This window comes from bacterium (genome assembly GCA_023150945.1).
In the GTDB taxonomy this organism is placed as follows: domain Bacteria; phylum Zhuqueibacterota; class Zhuqueibacteria; order Zhuqueibacterales; family Zhuqueibacteraceae; genus Coneutiohabitans.
This window is the reverse complement of the sequence record JAKLJX010000016.1, coordinates 129,833-155,076: the sequence shown is the minus strand read 5'-3', so window position 1 is coordinate 155,076 and position 25,244 is coordinate 129,833. Positions and strand designations below refer to the sequence as shown.

Sequence of the window (25,244 nt, the reverse complement as noted above, 5' to 3'; positions counted from 1 at the left end):
CTCATTGCGAGCGAGTAGCAATGAACCGCGTCAACTGTTTTTCCCGAAGCAGCGGATTCGGCATTCATGCCTTCCGCAAGCTGATGACAAACTCCGTAAACTTCCCCTCCTCCGTCTCCACTTTAATCTCCCCGCGGTGCTGCTGCACGATGAGGTCGTGGCTGATCGACAACCCCAAGCCCGTGCCCTGCCCCGTTGGTTTCGTCGTAAAAAACGGATTGAAAATTTTCTCGCGAATGTCTTTCGGAATGCCGTTGCCGTTGTCTCGGATGCGGATTTCGATTTTATCTGCCGCGCTCTTGGTTGCGACAGAAAGCGTCGGCGAGAAACCATCTGCACTCGCCTTCTTTTTTTGATGCGCGGCATAGCACGCGTTGTTGATGAGGTTCAAAAACACGCGACTCAAATCCTGCGGCACGACTTGGATTTTTTCAATCGACTCGTCGTACTCCTTTTCAATCGTAATGTTGAAAGAGGGATCGTTCGCCCGCATGCCGTGATACGTGAGATTCACTGCCTCATCGAGCAACTGATTGATGTCCGCCATTTCACGCTGGCCGGAGGAGCCGCGTGCGTGCTGCATCATGCTTTTCACGATGCTGTCCGCGCGTTTGCCGTGGTGGTTGATCTTCTCGGCGTTCTGTTCCAGCGTGTCAAGAATCTCCTCAATATCCGCAAAATCATCCCCATTTGCGCTTTTCGTTTTACGTCTTACGATCTCCTCCCGCAGTTCCTTCGCCAAATCCACCGACAGCGCGGCAAAGTTATTCACGAAGTTGAGCGGATTCTTGATCTCGTGCGCGATGCCGGCGGTGAGCTGGCCGAGCGAGGCGAGCTTTTCTTGCGTGACGAGCTGTTGTTGCGTCTTCTTGAGATTTTCGAGCGCGGCTTCGACTTGCGCTTTTGCCGCTTCCAATCTTTGGAAATCCTCGTAGCGCGCGTAAGCGACGCCGAACGCATTTGCCAGCGCCTGGCCGATCACAATTTCATCATTTGAAAGCGCTGCGCTGCTGCCGATATAAAGCATGCCCTGCGTGAACGGGACGAAGTGCAACACCAACTTTTCCGGCGCTTCGCCGCCAGCCTGGTATTTCTCCGGACTGTCGATCAATCCCAGTTTGAGAATCGACTGCGTCCAGGCGAGGAATTGCTCGCGGTTCCATTCTTCGCGATAAACCTGCTGCTGCCGCCAATGCTCCACCGCCGCATGAATGAAAGGCGCGCTGTCAAACTTCATGTGCAGCGCGGCAAACGCCTCCCCCAATGGCGTGGAAAGATACGCATGCGTCAGCTCAGTCACCTCATCAATAATGAAAACGCCGCAGCGGAAGAACGGCACACCAAGCGTGGTCAGCTCGCGCCAGATCAGCGGGGTGATGCGTTGCAGATCGCCGGTGCTGCGCATCGAGGCGATTTCGGCGCGGACGCGTTCGAGCGAGGCTTGTTGGAGGGCTTGTCGTGCCTGGGCTTCGGCTCGTTGCAGGTCGAGGAAGCGTTGATAGGCCTGGTTGAATGCCCCCGCGATTTTCAATACAATAGTTTTGGTGTCTTCGGAGGGAGGACTTGCCAGATCGATACCTAACAGTCCATCCGAAATTCTGGCACAAGCAGTCCATTGATGGGTTAATATCCCGTTTGCCAAAGCTTCTTTAAAAACGTTGGCAACTGCAGGATTAATTTCTTCCAACTCATAAACAGCCCGCTCAAGTTTTTCAAGGGGATAATCAGCCACGAAGTAGTTCAGGTCAGTTTGCCGGAGAATTTTAAATGGTTCTCCCATCATTTCATACTTTTTAAAGTCATATTGAAGCGCATAACTATTCGGGTTTCCCATGTTTCCCGGACTTGAAAAATCCCACGCTTTCACCCATCCATGCTCATCTATCAAATAAAAGGTAACACCAGTCAGGTCGGGTACCTGAAGCCAATTGAGTTGGTTTAGTATTTCTTTATTTACCTTATCCAGGTCATCGGAGTGGTGCATGGCCATGGCGCGGGCGCGCACGCGCTCCAGCGCCGCTTCGATCTGCGCCTCGCGGGCTTGTGCTTCCGCTTTTTGCAGGTCGAGAAAACGGGTATAGGTTTGCTGGAATACTTTTCCAAAACGCATGAGCGCTGCATTTTCATCATCTGTATAAGATGTGCCCGCAAGATTTTCGATGTACAAGGCCACATTATCCAACAATACTGTTGATAGTGCAAGCCCGGGGCAGCTTAAAAGAAACTCCAAAGCATCTTCCGGCAATCCGGGAACAATCTTAAAAAGATCCTGGTAAAATTTATTTTTTTCTTCAAAACTTAAATTAGTGGCAAAGAAATCCTCTCCTTTTTCTTTTGCTTCATTAAAACGATTGTAATACACGCAATCAAAATAGGGAATTGTGACTTGTGAATGGGTCCCGAACTTGTCAGCTATCCAACTATTGTAATCATCTCTGGTTTTATAATCCATAATAAACCCGGTATGTTCAACATTGATATTTAAGTGAACGAATTGTTCATATACCAACTGAATTACCTCTTTAAGCTCTTCGCTTTTGTGCATGGCCATCGACCGTGCTCGCACGCGTTCGAGCGCCGCTTCGATCTGCGCCTCGCGGGCTTGCGCCTCAGCCTGCTGCTGCAGCACCTCCAGCTCTTTATACAAAGCGATGTTCGTCTTCTCATTGGCGCTGGCCATTTTGTCGAGATGCTGCAACTGCGTTTCGTGGCGTCTAATGATACGCTGCAACCGGTTGTTCTCTTTTTGCAGTTGCTTGATTTGATCTTCCGCGTGGCCGGGTTTATCTTGATTGCTGTTTTTCATCGTTCAACCTTTTTCATTGGGCGCAGGATGCACGCCTACAAATGCCCTCTCAAAACGCACACAAAACCAGCGTCGTATTGTGATACCGGCTCTTTTTCAACTGCTCAAGGCTGCTATCGATGGGACCGAGTTCGCCGTTGGTGTAGAAGCCGTTCACCGCACAGTCTGCTGGCAGGTTATTGAGAATAAGCTCAATTTCTTTCTTCGTTTCCAAACCCAGCATCAGCCGCCTTCCGGCACAACTGAAACAAAGTAAGGCATGTATTTTCTTGTTGGACAGTTTTTGTTTAAGCGTAGTGATCGCTTCTTCCGCACCAGCCAGAATATCTTCTCGGGCGCCTCTGGCAATCTGGAGGGTCGCATTCTCCGGAATATGGCCATTTCCAAAAACGGAGCCATTTTCTTTGCTGTAGGTGAAACCGCTACGGATCACATAGTAACTTCCAGCATCATCACCCAGAGATTCATCCAGCAACGCAAGCGGGTAGGCAGCCATAAGGTCAGGGTCATCGACGTTGGGGATATAGTTCTTCAAATACTCGATGGCAGGTTGATGGTCGATTTCATACAGGATATTCCCCTCTGATTTTGTGGCTTTGACCTTTTTCCCCAGGGGAATCCAGCCACTACGTGTGATAATCAGCGGCGCAATATCCCCGGCAAGCAACAGCAACGGGACGGAATCGGAATAGATGCTGTCATTAAAAAATTGGTAGGTTTTCTTAAATTGAAAATTATCGCCGGGTAGTCCCCCAACAATCGGCGCATCTTTAAGACCGTCCTGCAAAAGGCCTAAAACGTGGTCAGTGGATAAACTATACGATGAATCCGGAAACGTCAATACCAGTTTGGGTTTATCTTCTCCCAGCATAGCTTGTGCTGAGGTGCAAGCAGCATGCACCGCCGCTTCCGGATCTTTACTCAGGTTTTCCCCGATGCCAAAGCCAAGCTTAAGTGCATCGGAGGTTATAACCATCAATGACGCTGACTCTTCGAAATAGCCGTCATTGTTCGCTTCGCCCGAAGTTGTGCATCCGAAAATTGGGATATCCAGCTTTTCTCGAATGCCTTTTAATAGTTCAGCGAAATCAAATTCAATATGGCAGAACAAAATGCCGACGGAATTTGCTTGCAGCGCAATTTTTTCGAGAATCATGCCGCCGATTTCAAGGCCGGCTTCGTAGGATTCGTCGATATTTTCACTGTAGCCAACGGCTGATTTTATTGACATATCAAATCTCCTTTCATGGGTTCCGAGGTTCTCCGTTCAGAGGTTCCAAGCGTGTTGAACTTATCCTGGAATCTTCAAACCTCTCAAAACGCACACAAAACAATCGTCGTGTTGTGAAATTTATTTTTCTTCAAGTGTTCCAGGCTGCTGTCTATGGGGCCGATTTCTCCCGTGCCGTAAAATCCATTCACCGCGCACGACGCTGGCAGTTTATTGACCACAAGCTCCAGCTCTTTTTTCGTATCCAGACCCAGCATCAACCTCCTGCCCACGCAACTAAAACAGAGTAACGCATGTAATTCCTTGTCCGCAGCCTTTTGCCTGAGTGTGGTGACGGCGTCTTCGACGCCGGCCAGAATATCATCTCTGGAGCCTCTGGCCAACTGGACGGCCGCATTCTCCGGGATATCGCCATTACAGATGACGGCGCCATTTTCTTGGTTGTAGCGAAAGCAGGTACGAATCACAAAATTCTTTTCGGTTTCCGCGCCCGGGGTTTCATCCAGGAGCACCAGCGGGCAGGACGCCAAGATATTGGGGTCGTCGATATCGTGGATGTATTTCTTCAAATAATTTATCGCGGGTTGATGATCGATCTCATATAAGACATTCCCTGCTGTTTTCGTGGCGGTTACCTTTTTGCCAATGGGAATCCAGCCGCTCCGGGTGATCACCAGCGGTTCGATATTTCCGGCGAGCAACAGCAACGGGATCGAATCCGAATAAATGCCGTTTTTGCAGAATTGATACGTTTTCTTGAATTGTAAATTATCGGCGGGCAGCCCGCCCACCATCGGCACTTCTTCGTCGAGATGCGCTTTTAAAAAGCTTAAGACTTTTTCGGCGGACGCGGTCAAGCCCGTGTCCGGAAGCGTCACGGCCAGCCGCGGTTTGTCTTCTCCCAACATGCTGCGGGCGGAAGTGTATGCGGCCAACACCGCGGCTTCAGGGTCTTGGCTCAAATTCTCTCCGACCCCCATGCCGATCTTGAGGTCATCGGAGGTAACGACCAGCAGTGACGCGGACTCCTCGAAGTAGCCGTTACTGTTGGCCTCCCCGGCAGTCGTGCATCCGAAAATTGGAATATCGAGTTTTTCTCGAATGCCTTTCAATAATTCGGTGAAATCAAATTCAATGTGGCAGAACAAAATGCCGAGGGAATTTGCTTGCAGCGCAATTTTTTCGAGAATCATGCCGCCGATTTCAAGACCGGCTTCATAAGATTCGTCAATGTTTTCACTGTAGCCGACGGCTGATTTGATGGACATGCTGTATCTCCAGTTTGGTGGGTTGTTTTCAAAACCAATGTGCGCATCCCCGCTAGGAATTAAATGTTTCTTGAAAAACGGCATTGAATCAAGTCGGCAGTTCCATCTGGGTGGCATGTTGCTTCGTTATGTACGTTGATCAACATGTCGTTGCATCACATGCCACGCCTCCGGCGTTGGCGAATGCATCACCGCCATAAAACCCGCAGGTTACTCACAGAGGGATTGACATGTTTATCAAGGCTAAAACAATCACGCAAAGACGCCGAGACGCAAAGGTGCCGCAAAGAAAAACTTTGCGATGTCTTTGCGCCTTGGCAGCTTTGCGTGCGCTTTTGAGTCTTTCTTATGAATTCCTCGGCAGCCTCACTACAAACTCCGTAAACCTCCCTTCCTCCGTTTCCACTGCAATTTCCCCGCGATGCTCTTGTACAATAATATCATGACTAATCGATAATCCCAAGCCTGTGCCTAGTCCGGCCGGCTTGGTGGTAAAAAACGGAGTGAAAATCTTCGCGCGAACGTCCGGCGGAATGCCGTTGCCGTTGTCGCGAATGCGGATTTCGATTTGCTTACCTCGATTTTGGGTGAGGACGGAAAGCGTCGGTGAAAAATTGTCTATATCTGCTGTCTGCTCTTTTCTTTTTTCTTTTTGTTTTTGATAGGCGGCATAGCACGCGTTGTTGATGAGGTTCAAAAACACGCGACTCAAATCCTGCGGCACGACTTCGAGTTTGCCAATGGTTTCGTCGTACTCCTTTTCAATCGTAATGTTGAAAGAGGGATCGTTCGCCCGCATGCCGTGATACGTGAGATTCACTGCCTCATCGAGCAACTGATTGATGTCCGCCATTTCACGCTGGCCGGAAGAACCTCGCGCGTGCTGCATCATGCTTTTCACGATGCTATCCGCACGCTTGCCGTGGTGGTTGATCTTCTCGGCGTTCTGTTCCAGCGTGTCAAGAATCTCCTCAATATCCGCAAAATCATCCCCATTTGCGCTTTTCGTTTTACGTCTTACGATCTCCTCCCGCAGTTCCTGCGCCAAATCGATTGATAATGCCGCAAAATTATTCACAAAATTCAGCGGGTTCTTGATCTCATGCGCGATGCCGGCGGTGAGCTGGCCGAGCGAGGCGAGCTTTTCTTGCGTGACGAGTTGCTGCTGCGTGGCTTTGAGATTCTCATAGGTTTTTTCCAAAGTGTCATAAGCCGCTTTCAGCTCCGCCGTCTTCTGCAGTTCCATTTCCTTGCGGGCGTTCTCGGATTGCAGGGCTTTGTTCTCCGCTTCAACGGTTTGTGCGCGCAATTTGGTTTCACGAATCTCTGCGGCCTCGCGCTCTTTTTTGAGCAGCCGCCGGCGCTGAATACGATCTACGGCGAAGACTCCGGCAGCTAACAGCAGCCCATAAAACGCATAGGCCCACCACGTGCGCCACCACGGCGGTAGAATACTGAAGCTGTACACGCCTTCCTGGCTCACATGCTCATAAATATTCTTCGCCCGCACGCGAAAGTGGTAGTCACCCTCCGGCAGATTGGTGTATTCCTTTTCGGTTTTGCTATTCCAGTTTGACCAGTGTTCATCGAAGCCTTCAAGCCAGGTTTGAAATTGCAGACGGCCCGCGTCTTCGAAGGCAGTGGCGGAATAGGCAAAGCGTAGGTTGTTGTGAGCGTAAGAGAGCAGAGGGCGGAGGGCAGAGGGCGTAGAGCGAATGTCAAATCGCTCATTGGTGAGAGATGACAAGCCATCCGGAATCGCGCCCCCAAAAATCAGCGAATCTTCCCCCGCCACCACACGCCGCACCAGGGCCGGATAATCGGCCGTGTCATTCACGCTTACATTTGAGTCGTAGCGAATAATTCCATCCGGGCCGCCAAACCAGACCACACCATCTTCCTCCGAATGAACCGTGTAAATGCCTCGATCAGAATAACGCAGGAACGGGGCTTTCAGCCACTGGTAGGTGCCATCGGCCTGCCGCGTTCCGAGAGCCATGCCCTTGCCCAGCACCCAAACTCGCCCGCGTTGATCCTCGTTCAAAATCCAGCCGCCATCAGTAGGAACAACCATGAAAGTGCTATCCACAACAAATTGCTGCTGGGCGGTATCGAAACGGTATATATTATCGAGCATCGTAAAATACGGCACGCCATTGATTTCATAAACCGCCACGCCACCATCCGGCAAGCCGCGTTGCGCTCTGAATAATTCGACCTGCACATTTTCCCAGACGTGTTTGCGGTTTGGAGGAAAGGTCAGACGCAAAACACCCGCAGCCCGAGTGCCGGCCCATAACGTGCCATCGTTCATTTCGACCAGAGTTCGGATTTCATCTTGACGATCGGGCAACCGTCCTTCATCGTGCCAAGCGCCATTCTCCAAACGCATGGAGGTTAGGCCATTGAAGAGCCCGACAAACACGCGCTGGTGGTCTTGCCGGGAGCGGCAAAATATGGCGGCTCTGATCGCACGACGCACAAAGGCGGCGTGATCACCATTCAGGGAATATACACCTTCAGTGGTTGCCGCCAGCAATTGGCCCTCGATAGTCAGCAAATCCACGGCGGTCTCTGTCACGGTCTTAACTGGTTTGAAATTTCCGGAGGTGGTATCAAGCCAAGATATGCCCAGAATGGAGGTGGCATAGAGCACGCCGCGGTGACGTTGTATATCCCCAACGATCCCCTCCAGTCCACGATCTGCAGCAAAAGTGCTAAACGGGCCTGTTGCATCCACGTGCGCAATGCCATTGCTGAGCGCCAGCCACTGTGTCTCCGGTCGGGCGGGATTGGAGTAGAGATTGTAGACCGTGTTATCCGTCAAGCCGCTATTGCGATCAATGATTTGCAAAAGCTTGCCATGGCGATCCAACAGCGCTGCGCCTCCGGTAATCGTACCGAGCAGAAGCCGGCCTTCGTTGAGCAACACGCCAGGGGAAAAGACTGAATTTCTCCGCAAAAATTCATCCGCTTCGGTTTTGAATGGGTGGAGGGTTTGACCATCGTAACGGAATAGTCCTTGTCCGCGGGTGACGACGAGGAGGGGATGCGGCAACGCCATTTTGCTTGTTACGTCACTCCCGCGTGCGCGCGAGTCCAGAGGCTTTTGCGCGGCCGGAATTCCTGCTTTCGCGGAAATACCAGAAGAAGAATCCGGGGAAAGTGTCGGAAACGGCAGCATTACGGGAATATACTCGTTGGTAAATAACTCACTGGCAAATAACTCACTGTTAGACACGAGCTGCAACGAGTCGCTCTCCATGTACAGCAGGCCTTTTTTCGATTGCCGAAAATAGAGGACGTCGTCAACAAGAAAGCTAGTGCCAAAGCTACTGCTCGACTTCCAGCATTTCATCTCGCCGGCCCTCGCTGCATCTTGCGAGGGAGACGCAGAAGGCGTCCAGCGGAATAGGTGGTTTCCTGCATTAAACCAGATACTTCCCCGCGAATAATGCGTCTGCCACACATTGGTAAAGTTGCGCATATCTTCCGGCACCTGCGGCAGCAGAGAGACAAAGCGCATTTGTCCAATGCTATCCGGCGCCAAATAGCCGAAATCACCTTTGCCGCCGGCATAAATACGGCCATTCTCGTCCTTCGCCAGCGAGCGGCAGGCACCCTTGTTGGGCAATCGAACCAGCCGCCAGGAAACGCCGTCATATTCCACAATACCGCTGTTATTGCCAATATACATCACCCCGCGGTCGTCCTGTACAATGGCCCAGTTTTGCGGTTCCGCGCCGTATTCGTTCGGTCGCCAGGCGGTGAGGATGGGCTTGCCCAGCTCGGAGGGCGGAGGGCGGAGGGCCGAGGGCGTGGAGCTTGAGGTTTGTGCCGGCGCCGCTGCGGGCTGCATCAACCCCGGCCAGCCGGCGAGAACGAGGAGAAAAAAGAGTTTTTTCATGGCGGTGCTGAAAGAGAATTATCGTCTCTAAATTTGACTCGGTGAAAAAGAGCATTCATGCAATGGTGCAGAGCCGCAAAGAAGAAATTCTCGCCGCCATGCCCTATGCCCTCTGCTCTACGCGCCTTTCGGCAGCCTCTCCACAGACTCCGTAAACTTCCCTCCTCCGTTTCCACTTTGATCTCCCCGCGCTGCTGCTGCACGATGAGGTCGTGGCTGATCGACAAGCCCAAGCCTGTGCCTTGCCCGGCAGAAAACCGGCGAAAAAGGCGCGCTTCATTGTAGTCGAACTTTGGCTCAGGCGCAAGCGTGAATTTGCCGTGCCGGCCGGCCCGGCGAGCAGCATTCACCTCTCCCTGTTGCAGTAATCCGGTGTCGTCTATGATGAAGATTCTTTTTCCGCAGAGGCCTTCGCTTCGCGGTAGTTCCGGGTTGTGTGACTCCACAAAATTTTCTCACCCCGTATTTTTTGTTGCTCCTGATCTCTTGGCTTGCTATTGTTGCCCACACCTCACAACCTGAGTTGATTTGTACCGGTACGATTTTCCTGGAGAAATAACCATGAAGCACGGCAAGGCTCTGTTCCTTCCGGTGGTCGCGCTCACGCTGGCCTTGATCGGCAGCAGTGCCCGCGCCAACAATCTTGCAGTCAAACGTGTCTCGCTCAAACACGAGGCGGCGGGCAGTCACGTTTTGGTCCAATTCGACCTGAGCTGGGAAAACTCCTGGCGCACGGATCTGCCCGGCGCGGGGCAGGCGCAGCCGTACAACCATGACGCCGCCTGGGTCTTCTTGAAATACAGCAGCGATGGCGGCACCACCTGGCAGCACGCCACGCTCTCGGCGCTCAGCAGCGATCACCAGGTGAGCAAGGACAACGGCATTGCGGCAGCCGTGCAAACCGTGCCCGACGGCAAGGGGCTTTTCCTCTTCCGGGCGGCCAACGGCGCCGGCGCAGTCAACTGGCAGCAGACGCGCCTGCGCTGGAATTACAGTGCGGACGGCCTCACCAGCATCACGCCAACCACCGTGGTCAAGGTTCTCGCGGTCGAGATGGTCTACCTTCCCGCCGGCAGTTTTCAGCTCGGTGATCCCGCTGCCGCGAGTCTCACCGGACAATTCGAAAGAGGCGCGACCGGCGAGGCGTTCGAAATCACCAGTGAAGACGCCCTGACTCTGGGCGGCGGCGAGGAGCACAGCCTGGGCAACAACAATGCGCAAGGCATGGCTCACAAAGATGATTTCGATGATCACGTCAGCCAGTCCCTGCCTGCGGCATTCCCCAAAGGACATGCCGCCTTCTATGTGATGAAGTATGAAATCACCCAGGGGCAATACGCCGATTTCCTGAATCTCTTGCGCCCGGCCGAAGTCGCCCGCCGCACGCCGGCAGGCGAAACCGGCTACAGCGCTTTCCGCGGCACCATCAGCGGCGCGCATCCTGACTTCGAAGCGGCGGCCCCCGATCGCGCCTGCAATTTTCTCTCCTGGCAGGATGGCGCTGCTTATGCCGATTGGGCGGCTTTGCGGCCGATGACGGAATTGGAGTTCGAAAAAGCCTGCCGCGGCAAGCAAGACGCCGTGGCCGGTGAATATGCCTGGGGCAACACCCATCTTGCCAAGCAAACCGGTCACAACGGCGAAGATGGCAGCGGCAGTGAAACCGCGGCCCCGGCGAATGCCAACGCCAATTTCGGCAAAGGCATCAATGGCCCGGTGCGCGGCGGCATCTATGCGGCGGCTTCAGCAGACAGCCGCGTGCAGGCCGGTGCCGCCTTGGCCGGCGTGATGGAATTGAGCGGCAATCTCTGGGAGCGCGTGGTCACCGTGGGCAGCGCTGTGGGCCGCCATTTCACCGGCACGCATGGCGATGGCTTGCTCACCACCGCCGCCGGCAAGGAAGGCAATGCCACCAATGCCGACTGGCCCGGCCGTGATGCCAATGCCGCAGCCGGCATCACCGGCGCGGAAGGCTCCGGCTCCCGCGGCGGCGCGTGGACGGAGAACGCCTCGCTGCTGCGCGTGGCCGATCGCGCCTGCGCCGCCACCCCGGACGCCAAGCGCGTGAACAACTACGGTTTTCGATGTGTGCGCACTGCGCCCTGAGCAGCGTCGCCGCATCGTGCGTTGCCATTGTCTTGCAAAAAATTCGTTTCATCGCATCGAATTCCCGACCGTGAGCTGCCCGCCTGGCGCGGCGCTCTCTTTTGCTCGGAGACCAACCCATGAAATGCAAGTTTCCAGTTTTGATCCTGCTCGGCGCGGTGTTGTTGTGGGCGCAGACAGCTCTCTCCCAATACGCCGGCGGCAGTGGCGATGGCTACGGCGCCTGGCGTTCAGATGATGTCGTGTATGACGGCACCGAACCGGAGGTGACCGGCGACGAGTTGCCGGACATCGTCCGCCATCTCACCATCAACAATCCCGCGGGCGTGACGTTGAGCAAGAATTTCGTGCTGAACGGCACGCTCAGTATTTTGAACGGCGACTTCAATCTCAACGGTTTCGTCGTCACCTTCGGCGAGAATGCCACGCTGGTGGAAACGCCGGGCAATATCGTTATTGGCGGCGGCGGCGCCATTCAAGTAACGCGCGCGCTCAACGATCTCACCCAGGGCCAAAACGTCGGCAACTTGGGTTTGAAGATCACCACACCGGTGCCGCTCGGCGTAACCACGATCGCGCGCGGCAATGTGCCGCAGGTGATCAATCCCGACAAGATCAGCGGCCGCCGCTTCTTCGATGTCATTCCGACCAACAACCAGGATCTGAATGCCACCGTCGACTTTCGCTATGACGCGTCCGAGCTGGACGGCACGCCCGAGGCCGACCTGACGCTCTTCATCTCGCACGATGCCACCGCGGCGCTGGCGCAGAATCTCAAAGGCGGCGCGCAGATTCTGGTGGATCCGACCTGGGAATTTCTCGGCGGCACGGTGAATTCCACCTCGAAAACCATCAGCAAGGGCGGCGTGGGCGGCTTCTCCCGCCTCACCATCGTGCGCAGTTTCGTCTTGTTCGGCGATGAATATGTTCGCATCGAGGGCAACAAGTTCTCGGCCGGCGATATTCACTCCAACGGCAGCATCTTGTTCGAAAAGGGCGAGCCGGGCAAACATTCCGGCAATCTCACCGCGGTCAACGACATTGCGATCTTCAAGAGCAACGTCATCGAGGGCAATGTTTACGCCGGCGGACGGCTGTATGTGGCCAGCCATGCGAGCGTGACCGGCAAAACCGAGGACAAAGCCGCGGTGGCCAATCTCGGCCTGCCCACGCCCGTCTTCACTGCACCGAAGACCGGCAAGGTGTATGTGCCCAAGAAAGGCGCGCTGAACTTGCCGCCCGGCGCCTACGGCAAGATCGAAATCGACAAGCGCGGCACCCTGCAGTTGAGCGCGGGCGATTATTTTGTGAACGAGCTCGAGGCCGATGACGGCGCGGTGCTGGCGATTGACGTTGCCGGCGGTCCGGTGAATATCAATGTCGTGAGCAAGCTGGAAATCGATGAGAAGGTCGAAGTCAGCATCACGCCCGGCGGCCATTTGTCCAGCAACCAGGTGACGTTTACGACGCTGCAGCGCAAGGAGCTCGAGATCGGCGAGGAGTCGCTGTTTATGGGCTGGCTGATCGCGCCCCATGCCAAAGTGCAATTCGAAGAAGATTGCGGATTCAAGGGCGCGGTGGTGGCCAAGGCCATTTCGCTGGAGGAGGGCGTGATTTTTGTGCCGCATTCGTTTGTGCCTGCCCTGCCGCGGCCGCGCTTCGCGACAGAGGAAGAAGCCGTGGAAAGCGCCACGGCGGTCAGCAGCTATGAGCTGGCGCAGAACTACCCGAATCCGTTCAATCCCAGCACCACCATCCGCTTCAGCATGCCGGAAGCAGGCGCAGTGCAGTTGTCGATTTACAATATTCGCGGCCAGGAGGTTCGCCGTTTGGTTTCCGGTGAGCTGGCGGGCGGCCGCCATGCCTTCACCTGGGACGGCCGCGATGACCACGGCCAGCTCGTGCCGAGCGGAATCTATTTCTACCGGTTGCGCGTGAACGGCTTCGAGCAAACGCGCAAGATGTCGTTTCTAAAATAAGGTCATGTGACCCGTCAATAAGCAGTCAAAAAGCAAAGGCCTTCCCGGTTTCAAAACTGGGAAGGCCTTTGCTTTGATCTAAAAGCTCTTCGCTGTACGATCCTTTTTTATCGGCACGGGACATGAATCTTCAGAAGAGGCGACGTTATGGCCAAGAACAAGAAATTGGCAGCATCTCCCAGGAACATATCCGTTGCAGGAGCCTCTGCATTCAGGGATGAGCACAGCCTGTTTGAGTTTGATGGACTCAAAGAGGTTGAAGTGATCTTCGAACTGAGGAGAAAGCAATATTTTGAAATTGATCGAGAAATTCTTGAGAAGCTGTTGGTGCAGGCAACTCAACTCAAAACCAGCCCGAAGTCGTTGCTGGAAACTTGGATATCTAGAAAAGCAGGAAACACGGCTTCTCTCTCCTTTTCATCATGCGACCTGCGAAAGCCGTCGCCTTCGGCAGTTCAGGGCTTGGCGCCGGCTGCGCGCGGCAGCGTGATGATGAACTCCGTAAACTTGCCCTCCTCGGTTTCCACCCGCATTTCGCCGCGATGCTTCTGAATAATGTCGAAGCTGATCGACAAGCCCAGGCCGGTGCCTTCGCCCGGCGGTCTCGCAGTGCCCGCTGCACAGATTTGGGAATACTCACCTAGGGAGATTGATGGTAGATATTGAGCAGGATTTCACACTGGAGAGCAATGAGCCATGAAAAAGTCTCCGCGCTTTCGACACAAAAGTGCCGCAGCGGGCTGTCTTTTGCTGGCCGGCCTGCTCAGTGCCTTGCCGGGAGCCGCCCAAATACCCGAATACAAAATCCAATCGGACAAACCGCACCAGGATGACCAGTTCGGAAACGCGGTGGCCATCAGCGGCGATTATGCCATCATTGGCGCGCGCCGGGATGATCAGGCTGGTAAAGGGGCCGGGGCTGCTTACATCTTCAAGCGGGAGGGCAGCCATTGGCGTTTGCAGGCCAAGCTGCTTGCCAGAGATGCGGCAGCGATAGACTACTTTGGCGCAGCAGTGGACCTCGATGGCGACTTTGCTCTGGTCGGCGCACCCTTGGATGACGACGGCAGCGAGGATGCCGGTGCAGCGTATGTGTTCAGAAGAGAAGACGAGAATTGGCTGCAACAAGCCAAGCTCACCGCCGGTGATCCGGGCCGCAAAGACAAGTTCGGCGCCGCGGTCGCCATCCACAGTGATTATCTGATCATCGGCACGCCGTTAGACGACAACCAGGCCGGCGGCAATGCCGGCGCCGCGTACGTGTTCAAACGCGAGGGCGAGTTGTGGAACCTACAGGCCAAGCTGATTGCCACCGGCCCAGATACCAAAGACGATGAGTTTGGCATTTCAGTGGACATCGGTGGAGAATACGCCATAGTTGGTGCACACCGGGATATGGTCAAGAACGGTACAAGGATCGTCAATGATGGCTCTGTCTACATCTTTCGACGTCTGGTTACAACTTGGACACAGCAAACTAAGATGACTGCGAAAGATGCGCCTGCGGGTTCATTTGGATATTCTGTAAGTTTGAATGCCGATTATGCTCTAGTCGGCGCCTACGGCGGTGATTGGGGCGGGTCAGCTTATGTCTTCCAACGCATGGATACAATTTGGACCCAGCAAGCCAAGCTCAAAGCCTTGGATGAAGCCGCCGGTGACAATTTCGGCATTTCCGTTGCCCTTAATGAAGATCAGGCTCTAGTCGGTGCTCACCAAGACAGCGACGACGGCTACTTCTCCGGTTCTGCCTACTTGTTCAAACGCACCCTCACCGGCTGGGTGCAGACGGCCAAGCTCACTGCCAGTGATGCCGCCGCTGAAGACCAATTCGGTTTGGGTGTTGCACTTGCAGGGGACTACGCCCTCATCGGCGCGCCCGGCGATGACGACCGGGGCGAAGCTTCAGGCTCCGCCTATGTCTACGGGCCAATAGGTTTGGGGTGCGCCGGTTTTGCCTTGCCCGATACCAATGCTTATGGCAACATTCCCGGCGGCGATCAAGCGCATGTCGCGAGCGTGCCGTTTTGCTTCACCGGCGAGCCCGGCGACATGCTGCTCACCTTTCAGGCTTACGCGCTCGACGACAATGAGGAAGTGGATATTCTGCTCAACGGCAGCAAGCTCTGGGATGCGCCCGCGAATGCCGGCAACGCCTGGAGCCGCGATCTCCGTGTCATTATGCCCGATTCCCTGGTCAACGACAATGCCGCCAACGAGCTCGAATTCAACAACACCAAGAACCCTCCGCAAGCTTCACCGTGGGGCGTGCGCCAGGTGAAAGTCGAGCCGTGTTTCACTTTGCCGGCTGTGCAGGAGTATGGTTACATTGAAAACGGAGATCAGAGCCACTTGGATCGCATCAGTTATTGCTTCCCGCCACAGAACGGCACGGCCACGATTGTCTTCGAAGCGTACGACGTCGATCGTGAAGGGGAAGTGGAATTGTGGCTCAACGGCGCCAAAGCCTTGACCTTGCCGGTCACGGGCAACAATCAATGGGGCGGCCAAGTGCAAGTGACTTTGCCCGACAGCCTCGTTGATGAAGCAAGTGCCAATCTTCTGGTGTTCGACAACGTGGATAATCCTCCCCGCACTTTCCAGTGGGGCATTCGCAACGTCGCCCTGGTCACAACCACACTGGCCGTGGAAACTCCAACGCCGACTCTGCCACTGAGCCTGCACTTGTCACAAAACTTCCCCAATCCTTTCAATCCCATCACCACCATTCGCTTCGAGCTGCCCGTCAGCGGCAGAGTGCGGCTGGTGGTTTATGACGTGACCGGCCAACTTGTACAAACCTTGGTGGACGGGATGATGCCCGCCGGCGCGCACCGCCGGGCTTTTGACGCCGGCCGTCTGGCTTCCGGAATCTATTTCTACCGCCTGGAAGCGGAGGGCATCGCTGTGACCCGGAAAATGGCGGTTGCCAAGTGATTTGGCGTGACAAACCGAAACAAAAAATCCCGCCGGCCGTCTGGCCGGCGGGATTTTTCATTCCTGATGCGCAATTCGTGCCTGCGCCACTCACACCTTGCCGCCGGTTGCGCGCGGCAGCGTGATGATGAACTCCGTAAACTTGCCCTCCTCGGTTTCCACCCGCATTTCGCCGCGATGCTTTTGAATGATGTCGAAGCTGATCGACAAGCCCAGGCCGGTGCCTTCGCCCGGCGGCTTGGTGGTGAAGAAGGGATTGAAGATCTTGTCGCGCACCGCCGGCGGAATGCCGGTGCCGTTGTCGCGAATGCGAATCTCGACTTTGTCGCCCAGGCTGCGCGTGCGCACCGTGAGCGCCGGCGCATAAGCCTCGCCGCTTCGCTTCTTTTTTTGATGCACGGCATAGAAGGCGTTGTTGAGCAGGTTGAGCAGCACCCGGCTGAGATCCTGCGGCACGGCTTCGAGCTGGCCGGCCAGCGGGTCATAGTCCTCCTGCAAGGCGGTGTTGAAGCCGGGCTCATTCGCGCGCATGCCGTGATAAGCCAGGCTCACCGCCTGCTGCACCAGCGCGTTGAGTTCCGTGCTCTCGCGCTCGCCGGTTTCCGCGCGCGAGTGTTGCAGCATGCCGCGCACGATGCCGTCCGCGCGCCGGCCGTGCTCGTTGATCTTTTGCGCATTGAGCTGGAGTGAACTCAAGATGTCCTCCAGGCTCACCGCCGCGCGCGGGTCGATCTTTTCGGCAATCTGCTCGATCTCCTGCTTGAGCTCGTCCATCAATTCCAGCGAGAGCACCGCAAAATTATTGACGAAGTTCAGGGGATTCTTGATCTCGTGCGCGATGCCCGCCGTCAAAGCGCCCAGCGAAGCGAGTTTTTCCTGCATGATGAGCTGCTCCTGGGTGCGGATGATCTCGGCATTTTTGTGCTGCAGCTCCTGCAGGATTTTGGCCTTGATGATGGCGGAAACGGCGTGGCTGCGGAAGCGGTTGAGCTTGTGGGCATCGGCGTGGCTGAAGGTGCGCGCGTTGGAGAGATTGTCGAAAACCAAATAGGCCTCGATTTGGCCGTGCCACACCGCGGTCATGGCGAGCACGGAAATCGGCGTGGAGATCGCATTGAGCTTTTCTTCCACATAGAGATTCTGCAGATTGCGCACGAGATATACGCCCTCGCCCACTTCTTCGGCGCCGGCGGCGTAGCGCTGTTCGAGTTGCGCGGGCGTGAAGGCAATGTCCTGCATGCGGTTCAACTCATAGCCGGCGGCCGCGGCAAACTTGAACAGGCCGGTGGCGGAATCGCGCAGCAGCACCGAGGCTTTCTCGGCCGCGGGAAACAGCTTCAGCCCCTGCTCCAGCAGCGAACGCAGCACGTTGGCGAGATCAAGCTCGCGGTTGATGTGCCGCACGATGCCGTCCAGCGTTTCCAGCTCTTCGGCCTGCTGGCGGATCTGCTCGGTGCGCTGCTGCACGGTTTGTTCCAAATCCCGGCTGCGCTGCAGCAGTTGGCGCGTGCGATACTTGATCAAGGCATAGACCACGAACGCGGTCAGGGCGGCATACAGAAAATAGGCCAGCCAGGAGCGATACCAGGGCGGCAGGATGGTAAACGCAAACCCGGCTTCCGCGCTGAGATGGCCGTGCAGGTTGCGGGCGCGCACGCGAAAGCGGTAATCGCCTTCGAAGATGTTGGTGTAGTCCTTCTTGGTTTCCGCGGTCCACTCCGACCAGCTTTTGTCGAAGCCTTCCAGAAAGTATTGATAGCGGGTGGCCGCCTCATCATCGAAGCTGGGCGCGGCGAATTCGAAGCGCACGCTGTTGTCGTGATAGGGCAGGCGCGGCTGCCGGCCGCTATCATTGAGCGGGGCACCGCCATAGAGCAGCGAATCGCTGCCGATGGTGACCACGCGGCGGATGAGCGCGGCAAAATCGACGGCGTAGTTTTTGGTGATCGTGGTGTCGTAGCGCACCAGGCCGTCCGGGCCGCCAAACCAGACCGCGCCGTTGGCCTCCGGATAAATGTCCCACACGGTGAAATCCGCGAAGCGATGAAACGGCGTGGCCTCCCAATGATAGGAACCATCAGGCCGGCGCCGCGCCACGCCGATTTCGCTGCCGTTCTTCTTGATCAACTGCATCCACAAATTGCCGGCGGCATCAGCGAGCACTTCGCCCGTGGCTTTGGCGCGATTGGCTTCAACGGTGGCGGCGGTCGTATCGCGCACGAAACGCTGGGCGCCGGCCTCATACACGTAAATGCCCTGATCGGTGACGAACAGCTCCCGGCCGCCCAGGCCGAGCACGATTCCCCACCCCAGATTTTCCGGCAAGCCATGGCGGCTGTCGAATTTTTCCACCCGAGGGTTCTTCTGAAATCCGGCGCTGAAATCGACGCGCAGGTAGCCCTGTGAGCGCGTGCCCAGCCACAGGATGCCGCGGTCCGTCTCCAGCATGCTGCGGATTTCTTCGGTGATTCCCGCCACGGCGCCTTCATCGCGCCAGGTGTTGCCGAGGCGGCGAAAGGCGGCCAGGCCATCGCGCAAACCGACGAAGAAGCAGGTGCTGTCAAGCCGGGAACGATGCAGCACAAAGGAATGTCCCTCAGAGGGCCGCACCAGCCGGGCCTGCTCGCCATCAATTTCATAGACGCCATCGCTTGCGGCAGCGAGCAAGACGGCGCCGGCGGAAAGCAGCCACCAACTCTCGCTGGCAATGCCGGCCACCGGTTTGAAAGAGGGCAGCGGCAAAGCGGTCTGCCCGCGATCGCCGCGAAACGGCTGCAGCATGAAGACGCCGGCATCGGTGGCGGCGTACAGCCGGCCGCGATGCCGGTGAATGAATTCCACGCCGCCGCTCAAGCCGGAAAGCTCGCCGAAGCCGGAAAGCGGAGCCGGCATCTCGGCGCGGGTGATGCCGTTGTTCAGCGCCAGCCACAAACCGCCCTGGCGGTCGGAATAGAGATAGCGCACGGTTTCATCAGGCAGGCCCGCGGCTTTGTTCAGAAGCTGTTGCAGCTCGCCCTGGCGGTCAATGACGGCCACGCCGCCGCGCAAGGTGCCGAGGGCGAAATCGCCGTTGGGCAAAACCCCGCCGTGATAGATTTGGTTCTCAGCGAGAAAATCGTCGATGGCCGTGGGGAAGGGGCGGGCGGAGTGGCCGTCATACCAGAACAGTCCCTGCTCGCGTGTGCCGATCAGGATTTCATTGCCGCCGGCCGGCGCCATGAAATAGATGCGCAGCGCGGCAAAGCGCTCGCCCGCGGGCGCCAGTTGCAGGGAGTCTCCCACCAACTGCAGCAAGCCCACTTCCGGTTGGCGAATGTAGAGGCGATCGTGAACGAGAAACGAGAGATGAAACGGCAGGGCGGGCTTCCACACGCGCAGCTTGCCCGCGCGCGGCCAGAGGAACAAACGATCGAGCGCTTGAAAATAGATGCCGGCGGGCGTGGCGTAGCATTTGGCAATGTCGCCGAAATCGCGATACTCAGCGGGCACGCTGTCGCGCAACGAGACGTAGGTCATCTCGCCCAGATTCGGGTGCGCCGCGGCCGGCGCGAGATAGCCCAACTCGCCCTGTGCGCCGACATAAATGGTGCCGTCGGCATCGACCGCCAGGTCCCGCGCCGCGCTGCCGTTGGTGATGGGAATCAAATGCCAGGCGACGCCGTCGTATTCGAGCACGCCCGCGTTGTTGGCGAAGTACATCACCCCGCGCGGATCCTGCGCCACACCCCAGTTCTGCACGCCGCCGCCGGATTCCTTGGCGGCATAGTATCTGAAAAACGGAATGCCAAACTCTTTGCCGCGTGCCGCCGGCGGTGCAGCGGGCAGGAGCGTTCCGCACCAACAGGCAATCAGCAGGAAGCTGAGGAGGTTTTTTCTCATGAGCTCGAATTTCGCAAAGTTGGCTGCTGCCGGTGGGCCGGGCAATCCTGCCTTCACGCTGTGTAACGCAACGCCAGCACAGTGAGATCATCGGTCTGGGGCGCACCACCGGCGAACGCACGAACGCAGGATACGACGCGGTTGATCATCTCCGGCAAGGCGGCGTGATTGCCGCCTTGCAGGCACTCGGCCAGGCGATCTTCGGTGAACTGATTCTGGTCGTGATCCATCGCTTCGGTGACGCCGTCGGTGTATAGGATCAGGCTATCGCCCGGCGTCAGATTGATCTGGCTGGAGTGATATTCCCAATGCCCGACCAGACCCAGCATCAAGCCTTCATTGCCGGTCAACATTTCAACCCGGCCGTCGCGGCGCGTGACAAAGGGGCGATTGTGGCCGCCGTTGCAGCAGGAGATCTCGCCGCTGGCGACATCGAGGATGCCGTAGAAAACCGTGACGAACATTTCGTCCACGCTTTCCAGGCACAGGATGCGATTCACCTGCTGCAGGCATTCGTGCGGCGCGCCGCCTTTGAGCGCCGTGGCTTTGAGCAGGGTTTTGCTCACCGCCATGAACAGTGCCGCCGGCACGCCTTTACCGGAGACATCGCCGATGACGAAGCCCAGGCGGTGATCGTCGATGAGAAAGAAATCGTAGAAATCGCCGCCTACTTCGCGCGCGGGGATCATTTGCGCGTGCAGGGCAAACTCCCGGCGCTCGGGAAACGGCGGGAACGTCTGCGGCACGATGCTTTTTTGAATGGTGGCGGCCACCTCCAATTCCCGTTGCAGCGCCACCAGCCGGTCTCGTTCCTGCGCGGCCTGCTTCAAGTTATGCGCTTCCGTGATGCTCTTCTTCAGCGTGATTTCCAGATCTTGAAACTCGATCGGCTTGGTGACGAAATCGAAGGCGCCGTGGTTGAGAGCGGTGCGGATGTTCTTCATGTCGCCGTAGGCCGAGACGATCACGGTCTTGAGCATGGGATAGGCTTCGTTGATCTTGGCGAGCAGAGTGAGGCCGTCCATCTCCGGCATGTTGATGTCGGTCAGCACCACGTCGATTTCGGGATTGGCTTGCAGCACCTGCAGCGCGGCCACGCCGTTGTGGGCGAAGGCGAAGTCGAGCTCCTTTTCACGAATTTGTTTGCGGAATTTTTGGGTGATCATGAGCTCCAAATCAGGCTCATCATCGACAACGAGAATCCTGGTCAACATGATATGGCCTTTGCAGTTGGTTTTCGATCTGTTTGCGTGCGCCGGCTCTGCGCTTTTTCTGTTTGACTGAAGCAGGGCTGTCAGCCCGCGCGGAGCGGAGCGTTCGTGCGCCAGCGGCACTCCTCCCCCGGCCTCTGCTTTGTGCCCCGGAAGATCAACAAGCTGAAACTGGCTCTCTCTTTGCGAAATTTTTGCTGAAAAAGCAAATGAATATCTTGCCGGCGGAATCTTTGACGGCCGGGCTCGCTGATCGGACCGAAACGCAAGTTCCGCCGGCCAACTGCCGCGCACCGGTCGAGTAATGCCTTGACTTTCGGAGGCGAAATCAATATTTTCACCGCGCTCGTGGTTGAGAATGGCCTCGTCATTCGGTGACGCAGGCCAAATTTTTAATGGGTCGAACACGGACGCCAGCAACGCATGACGCGTCTCAAGAAAGAGAGCCGGCAGTACGTCTGCCAGAACTGCGGCCACAAGAGTTTGCGCTGGCTCGGTCGCTGCCCGGAATGCGAGCAATGGAACACGCTGGTCGAAGAGCGTGTGGCCGCGCCGGCAAAACGCGGAGGCCGGACCGCGCCGTCAGTGCGCAACCAACCGCTGCCGTTGCGCGAGATTTCGCAGGACGATCTCGCGCGCATCCTCTGCTCCAGCAATGAGCTGAACCGCGTGCTCGGCGGCGGGTTGGTGCCGGGTTCGCTGGTGTTGTTCGGCGGTGATCCGGGCATCGGCAAATCGACCCTGCTGCTGCAGGAGGCGGCGGCGCTGGCGCGTGAGGATTTCCGCGTTTTGTACATCACCGGCGAGGAATCCGCCCGGCAAACCAAAATGCGCGCACAGCGGTTGGCGGTGGATTCGGCGCATCTCTACATTCTGGCGGAAACCAACCTCGAGGAAATTCTCTCCGCCATTGCCGGAATTCAACCGGCGGTGGTGATCGTCGATTCGATCCAGACGATCTATCGCCCGGAATTCGAAAGCCCGCCGGGCAGCGTCAGCCAGGTGCGGGAATGCGCGCTGGCTTTCCTGACGCTCGCGAAGAATGAAAACATCGCGATCATCCTCGTCGGCCACGTTACCAAAGAAGGCTATCTCGCCGGCCCCAAGGTGCTCGAACACATGGTGGACACGCTGCTGCAATTCGAGGGCGACCGCGACCACCTGTTTCGCATTTTGCGTTCGGTCAAAAACCGCTTCGGCAGCACGCGCGAGATCGGCGTCTTCGAGATGAAGCAAAACGGCCTGGCGGAGGTGGCCAATCCCTCCGAAATTTTTCTCGCGCAGCGCAAAGGGGACATCTCCGGTTCGGTGGTGATTTGCACGCTGGAAGGCTCGCGGCCGCTGCTGGTGGAAGTGCAGGCGCTGTTGACCGCCACGCACTACGGCATGCCGCAACGCACCGCCAACGGCATCGATGCGCGCCGGCTGGCATTGCTGCTCGCTGTTTTGGAAAAAAGAATCGGCATGCGCGTGAGCACTTACGATGTGTTTGTCAATGTTGCCGGCGGCGTGCGCATCGAAGAACCGGCCGCGGATCTCGGCATCGTCGTTTCCGCTGCCTCCTCGCTGCGCAATGCCGTGGTCGATCCCACCGTGGTAGTGATCGGCGAAGTCGGCCTGGGCGGCGAAGTGCGGGCGGTGCCGCAGATCGAAAAGCGACTCAGCGAGGCCGCCAAACTCGGCTTCAAGCACGCGGTGATCCCGAAATACTCCGCCAACGGTTTGCCTCAGCCGGCGGGCCTCACGCTGGTGCCGGTGGAGCGCGTGGATGATGCGCTGGCGCGGCTGCTGTGAGCGGAAACGAGGACAACGCATGAGCAGGGCGGCACGATGAATTTGCAGTTCTTCTCGTTTGCAGTGCTGCACCAGGATCAATCCACCCGTGCCCGCTGCGGCCGCCTGGTGACCGCGCATGGCGAGATTCAGACGCCGGTGTTCATGCCGGTGGGCACGCAGGGCACGGTGAAGACGCTCAGCCCCAGCGAGATTCACGAAGTCGGCAGCCAGATCATTCTCGGCAACACCTATCATCTTTACTTGCGGCCGGGCGAAGAACTGCTGCGGCGCGCCGGCGGGTTGCATCGCTTTGCGCAATGGCCGTGGCCGATTCTCACCGACAGCGGCGGCTACCAGGTTTTCAGCCTCGCGGCGCTGCGCAAGATTCATGAGAACGGCGTGCGCTTTCAATCGCACCTGGATGGCTCCGCGCATGAATTCACGCCGGAAAGCGTTCTGCGCACGCAGCTTGCGCTCGGCTCGGATATCATGATGGTGCTGGACGAATGCGCGCCCTACCCTTCGGAATACGGCTACGTGGCGAAATCGCTGGCGCGGACGACACGCTGGGCGGAACGGTGCCTCGCGGCCTGGCGCGCGGCCGAGCCGCTCTACGGCCATGAGCAGGCGCTGTTCGCGATCACTCAGGGCGGTACGTATGCAGATCTGCGGCAGCGCAGCACCGAAGAACTGCTGGCGCTGGATTTTCCCGGCTATGCGGTGGGCGGGCTGGCGGTGGGCGAGCCCAAATCCGCGATGCAGGAGATGCTCGATCTGTCCACCCGGCTGCTGCCGGCGGAAAAGCCGCGCTATCTCATGGGCGTGGGCAAGCCGGAGGACATCGTGAACGCGGTGGCGCTGGGCATTGACATGTTCGATTGCGTGATCCCCACGCGCAGCGGCCGTCGCGGCCAGGTGTTCACGGCGGACGGCCCGTTGAATCTCAACAATGCGCGGTTCAAAGACGATTTCACGCCGATCGCAGCGGATTGCGACTGCTATGCCTGCCGCACGCACACGCGCGCCTATTTGCGCCATCTGTTTCAGGCGCAGGAGATTCTCGCCATGCGTCTGGCGAGCCTGCACAATCTGCGCTTCTATCACCGCCTGCTGGCGGACATGCGTGCCGCCATTGCGGCGCAGGCGCTGGCCGAATTCAAAAGAGATTTTTTCAACCGCTATCCGGTTTCAACTTAACTCACGCGGCAATCCACCACGAGCTGGCAAGGAGGAAGGCAAATGTTGATGTTGACTTGGCTGTTGCAGACTGGCGGCGAGGGCGCCAGGAATCCGATTTTCGACATGGGTTTGATGTTCGTGTTGTTCATTCTGGTGATGTATTTCTTGATCCTGCGGCCGCAAATGAAGCAGCAGAAGGAAATGCGCAAGATGCTCGCCAGCCTGCAGAAGGGTGATGAAGTCATCATGTCGTGCGGCATTTACGGCAAGATCGTGGGCGTGAAGGAGAAAGAACAGACCGTGGTGCTGCAGGTGGCCGATAACGTCAAGCTCGAAGTGGCGCGCAGCAGCATCGGGCGCAAGATGGAAAAAACGGAGTCGAAGTAGATGGCGGTATTGCCCATCCGCAAATATGGTGATCCCATTCTCCGGCAAAAGGCTGCGCCCTCGCCGGCCGGCGCGGCGCGCCTGCGGCAACTCGCGGCGGACATGATTGAAACCATGCAGGCGGCCAGCGGCATCGGCCTGGCGGCCAATCAGGTTGGCTCTGGCGAGGCCCTGTGCGTGGTTGAAGTCGGGCTGATTGAGGAAGGCACTGCCCCGCGGGCGTTCGTCAATCCTGAAGTGGTGCAGACTTCCAGCAAGATGCTCACGATGGAAGAAGGCTGCCTGAGCATCCCCGAGATCGAAGGCGAGGTCGACCGCCATGAGCGCATTCGGGTGCGCTTCGTCGATCTGCAGGGCCGGCCGCAGGAGGAAGAATTCGAAGGCCTGTTCGCGCGCGTGCTGCAGCACGAAATCGATCATCTCAACGGCGTTTTTTTCGTGGATCGCCTCAGTCCTTTGAAGCGCCGGCTGCTCAACAAAAGGCTGCAGGCGCTGGCGGAGCAAACCCGGCTGGAAATGGTGGCTGAGCGCAACGCCGGCCGCGGGCCGAAATTTTAGCATTGATCATGGTATGCCAG

The 25,244-nt window shown here is 57.1% G+C and carries 14 protein-coding genes and 1 pseudogene; 7 read left to right on the top strand and 8 right to left on the bottom strand.

All coding sequences use genetic code 11. The annotated features are described in order from the left end of the window. Positions 1–64: 64 nt before the first annotated feature. From L6R21_19805 to L6R21_19785, 5 genes are all read right to left on the bottom strand, one after another. Entirely contained in the window at positions 65–2,806 is a 2,742-nt protein-coding gene (locus L6R21_19805; GenBank protein MCK6561446.1) for an ATP-binding protein, read from the bottom strand. Between the two features lie 49 nt (positions 2,807–2,855). Continuing rightward, on the bottom strand, positions 2,856–4,037 hold the full coding sequence (locus L6R21_19800) for an FIST C-terminal domain-containing protein (GenBank protein ID MCK6561445.1): 1,182 nt from the start codon (positions 4,035–4,037) through the stop codon (positions 2,856–2,858). A gap of 83 nt (positions 4,038–4,120) precedes the next feature. Next, positions 4,121–5,305 carry an FIST C-terminal domain-containing protein gene (locus L6R21_19795; protein MCK6561444.1) on the bottom strand — a complete coding sequence of 395 codons (1,185 nt, stop codon included), beginning with the start codon at positions 5,303–5,305 and terminating at the stop codon, positions 4,121–4,123. 346 nt (positions 5,306–5,651) lie between these two features. Continuing rightward, positions 5,652–9,212 carry an ATP-binding protein gene (locus L6R21_19790; GenBank protein ID MCK6561443.1) on the bottom strand — a complete coding sequence of 1,187 codons (3,561 nt, stop codon included), beginning with the start codon at positions 9,210–9,212 and terminating at the stop codon, positions 5,652–5,654. After that, complete coding sequence (locus tag L6R21_19785; protein ID MCK6561442.1) at positions 9,209–9,658, bottom strand: hypothetical protein; 450 nt, start codon at positions 9,656–9,658, stop codon at positions 9,209–9,211. The genes L6R21_19790 and L6R21_19785 overlap by 4 nt, the downstream gene beginning before the upstream one ends. A gap of 115 nt (positions 9,659–9,773) precedes the next feature. Here L6R21_19785 and L6R21_19780 point away from each other — a divergent pair, with 115 nt between their 5' ends. Beyond that, complete coding sequence (locus L6R21_19780) at positions 9,774–11,318, top strand: formylglycine-generating enzyme family protein (protein ID MCK6561441.1); 1,545 nt, start codon at positions 9,774–9,776, stop codon at positions 11,316–11,318. 119 nt (positions 11,319–11,437) lie between these two features. Next, entirely contained in the window at positions 11,438–13,297 is a 1,860-nt protein-coding gene (locus L6R21_19775) for a T9SS type A sorting domain-containing protein (protein MCK6561440.1), read from the top strand. A 455-nt stretch (positions 13,298–13,752) separates the two neighbouring features. Here L6R21_19775 and L6R21_19770 read toward each other — a convergent pair. Further along, positions 13,753–13,887: pseudogene (locus L6R21_19770) on the bottom strand (ATP-binding protein). Between the two features lie 106 nt (positions 13,888–13,993). On the opposite strand from L6R21_19770, the gene L6R21_19765 reads away from it, so the two are divergent. Further along, positions 13,994–16,234 carry a T9SS type A sorting domain-containing protein gene (locus L6R21_19765; protein ID MCK6561439.1) on the top strand — a complete coding sequence of 747 codons (2,241 nt, stop codon included), beginning with the start codon at positions 13,994–13,996 and terminating at the stop codon, positions 16,232–16,234. Between the two features lie 90 nt (positions 16,235–16,324). Here L6R21_19765 and L6R21_19760 read toward each other — a convergent pair whose 3' ends face one another. Together L6R21_19760 and L6R21_19755 are read right to left on the bottom strand one after the other, a co-directional pair. Next, positions 16,325–20,113, bottom strand: a complete 3,789-nt coding sequence (locus tag L6R21_19760) for an ATP-binding protein (protein MCK6561438.1) — start codon at positions 20,111–20,113, stop codon at positions 16,325–16,327. A gap of 53 nt (positions 20,114–20,166) precedes the next feature. After that, positions 20,167–21,327, bottom strand: a complete 1,161-nt coding sequence (locus L6R21_19755; GenBank protein ID MCK6561437.1) for a SpoIIE family protein phosphatase — start codon at positions 21,325–21,327, stop codon at positions 20,167–20,169. Positions 21,328–21,747: 420 nt separating this feature from the next. On the opposite strand from L6R21_19755, the gene radA reads away from it, so the two are divergent. The 4 genes from radA to def are packed head-to-tail and all read left to right on the top strand — an operon-like array spanning position 21,748 to position 25,224. Continuing rightward, positions 21,748–23,118, top strand: coding sequence for a DNA repair protein RadA (radA, locus tag L6R21_19750; protein ID MCK6561436.1), 1,371 nt, complete (start codon positions 21,748–21,750; stop codon positions 23,116–23,118). Between the two features lie 36 nt (positions 23,119–23,154). Then, entirely contained in the window at positions 23,155–24,297 is a 1,143-nt protein-coding gene (gene tgt, locus L6R21_19745; GenBank protein MCK6561435.1) for a tRNA guanosine(34) transglycosylase Tgt, read from the top strand. 42 nt (positions 24,298–24,339) lie between these two features. After that, entirely contained in the window at positions 24,340–24,666 is a 327-nt protein-coding gene (yajC, locus tag L6R21_19740) for a preprotein translocase subunit YajC (GenBank protein MCK6561434.1), read from the top strand. Beyond that, the gene (def, locus tag L6R21_19735; protein ID MCK6561433.1) at positions 24,667–25,224 is read left to right on the top strand and encodes a peptide deformylase; all 558 of its coding nucleotides are present in this window, start codon (positions 24,667–24,669) and stop codon (positions 25,222–25,224) included. The last annotated feature ends 20 nt before the right edge of the window (positions 25,225–25,244 follow it).

Bases quoted from the DNA above. Each gene is read 5' to 3' on its own strand.
- yajC (MCK6561434.1), top strand. From the start codon at position 24,340: ATGTTGATGTTGACTTGGCTGTTGCAGACTGGCGGCGAGGGCGCCAGG.
- L6R21_19760 (MCK6561438.1), bottom strand. From the start codon at position 20,113: ATGAGAAAAAACCTCCTCAGCTTCCTGCTGATTGCCTGTTGGTGCGGA.
- L6R21_19765 (MCK6561439.1), top strand. From the start codon at position 13,994: ATGAAAAAGTCTCCGCGCTTTCGACACAAAAGTGCCGCAGCGGGCTGT.
- L6R21_19780 (MCK6561441.1), top strand. From the start codon at position 9,774: ATGAAGCACGGCAAGGCTCTGTTCCTTCCGGTGGTCGCGCTCACGCTG.
- tgt (MCK6561435.1), top strand. From the start codon at position 23,155: ATGAATTTGCAGTTCTTCTCGTTTGCAGTGCTGCACCAGGATCAATCC.
- L6R21_19795 (MCK6561444.1), bottom strand. From the start codon at position 5,305: ATGTCCATCAAATCAGCCGTCGGCTACAGTGAAAACATTGACGAATCT.
- def (MCK6561433.1), top strand. From the start codon at position 24,667: ATGGCGGTATTGCCCATCCGCAAATATGGTGATCCCATTCTCCGGCAA.
- L6R21_19755 (MCK6561437.1), bottom strand. From the start codon at position 21,327: ATGTTGACCAGGATTCTCGTTGTCGATGATGAGCCTGATTTGGAGCTC.
- L6R21_19790 (MCK6561443.1), bottom strand. From the start codon at position 9,212: ATGAAAAAACTCTTTTTTCTCCTCGTTCTCGCCGGCTGGCCGGGGTTG.
- L6R21_19775 (MCK6561440.1), top strand. From the start codon at position 11,438: ATGAAATGCAAGTTTCCAGTTTTGATCCTGCTCGGCGCGGTGTTGTTG.
- radA (MCK6561436.1), top strand. From the start codon at position 21,748: ATGACGCGTCTCAAGAAAGAGAGCCGGCAGTACGTCTGCCAGAACTGC.
- L6R21_19805 (MCK6561446.1), bottom strand. From the start codon at position 2,806: ATGAAAAACAGCAATCAAGATAAACCCGGCCACGCGGAAGATCAAATC.
- L6R21_19800 (MCK6561445.1), bottom strand. From the start codon at position 4,037: ATGTCAATAAAATCAGCCGTTGGCTACAGTGAAAATATCGACGAATCC.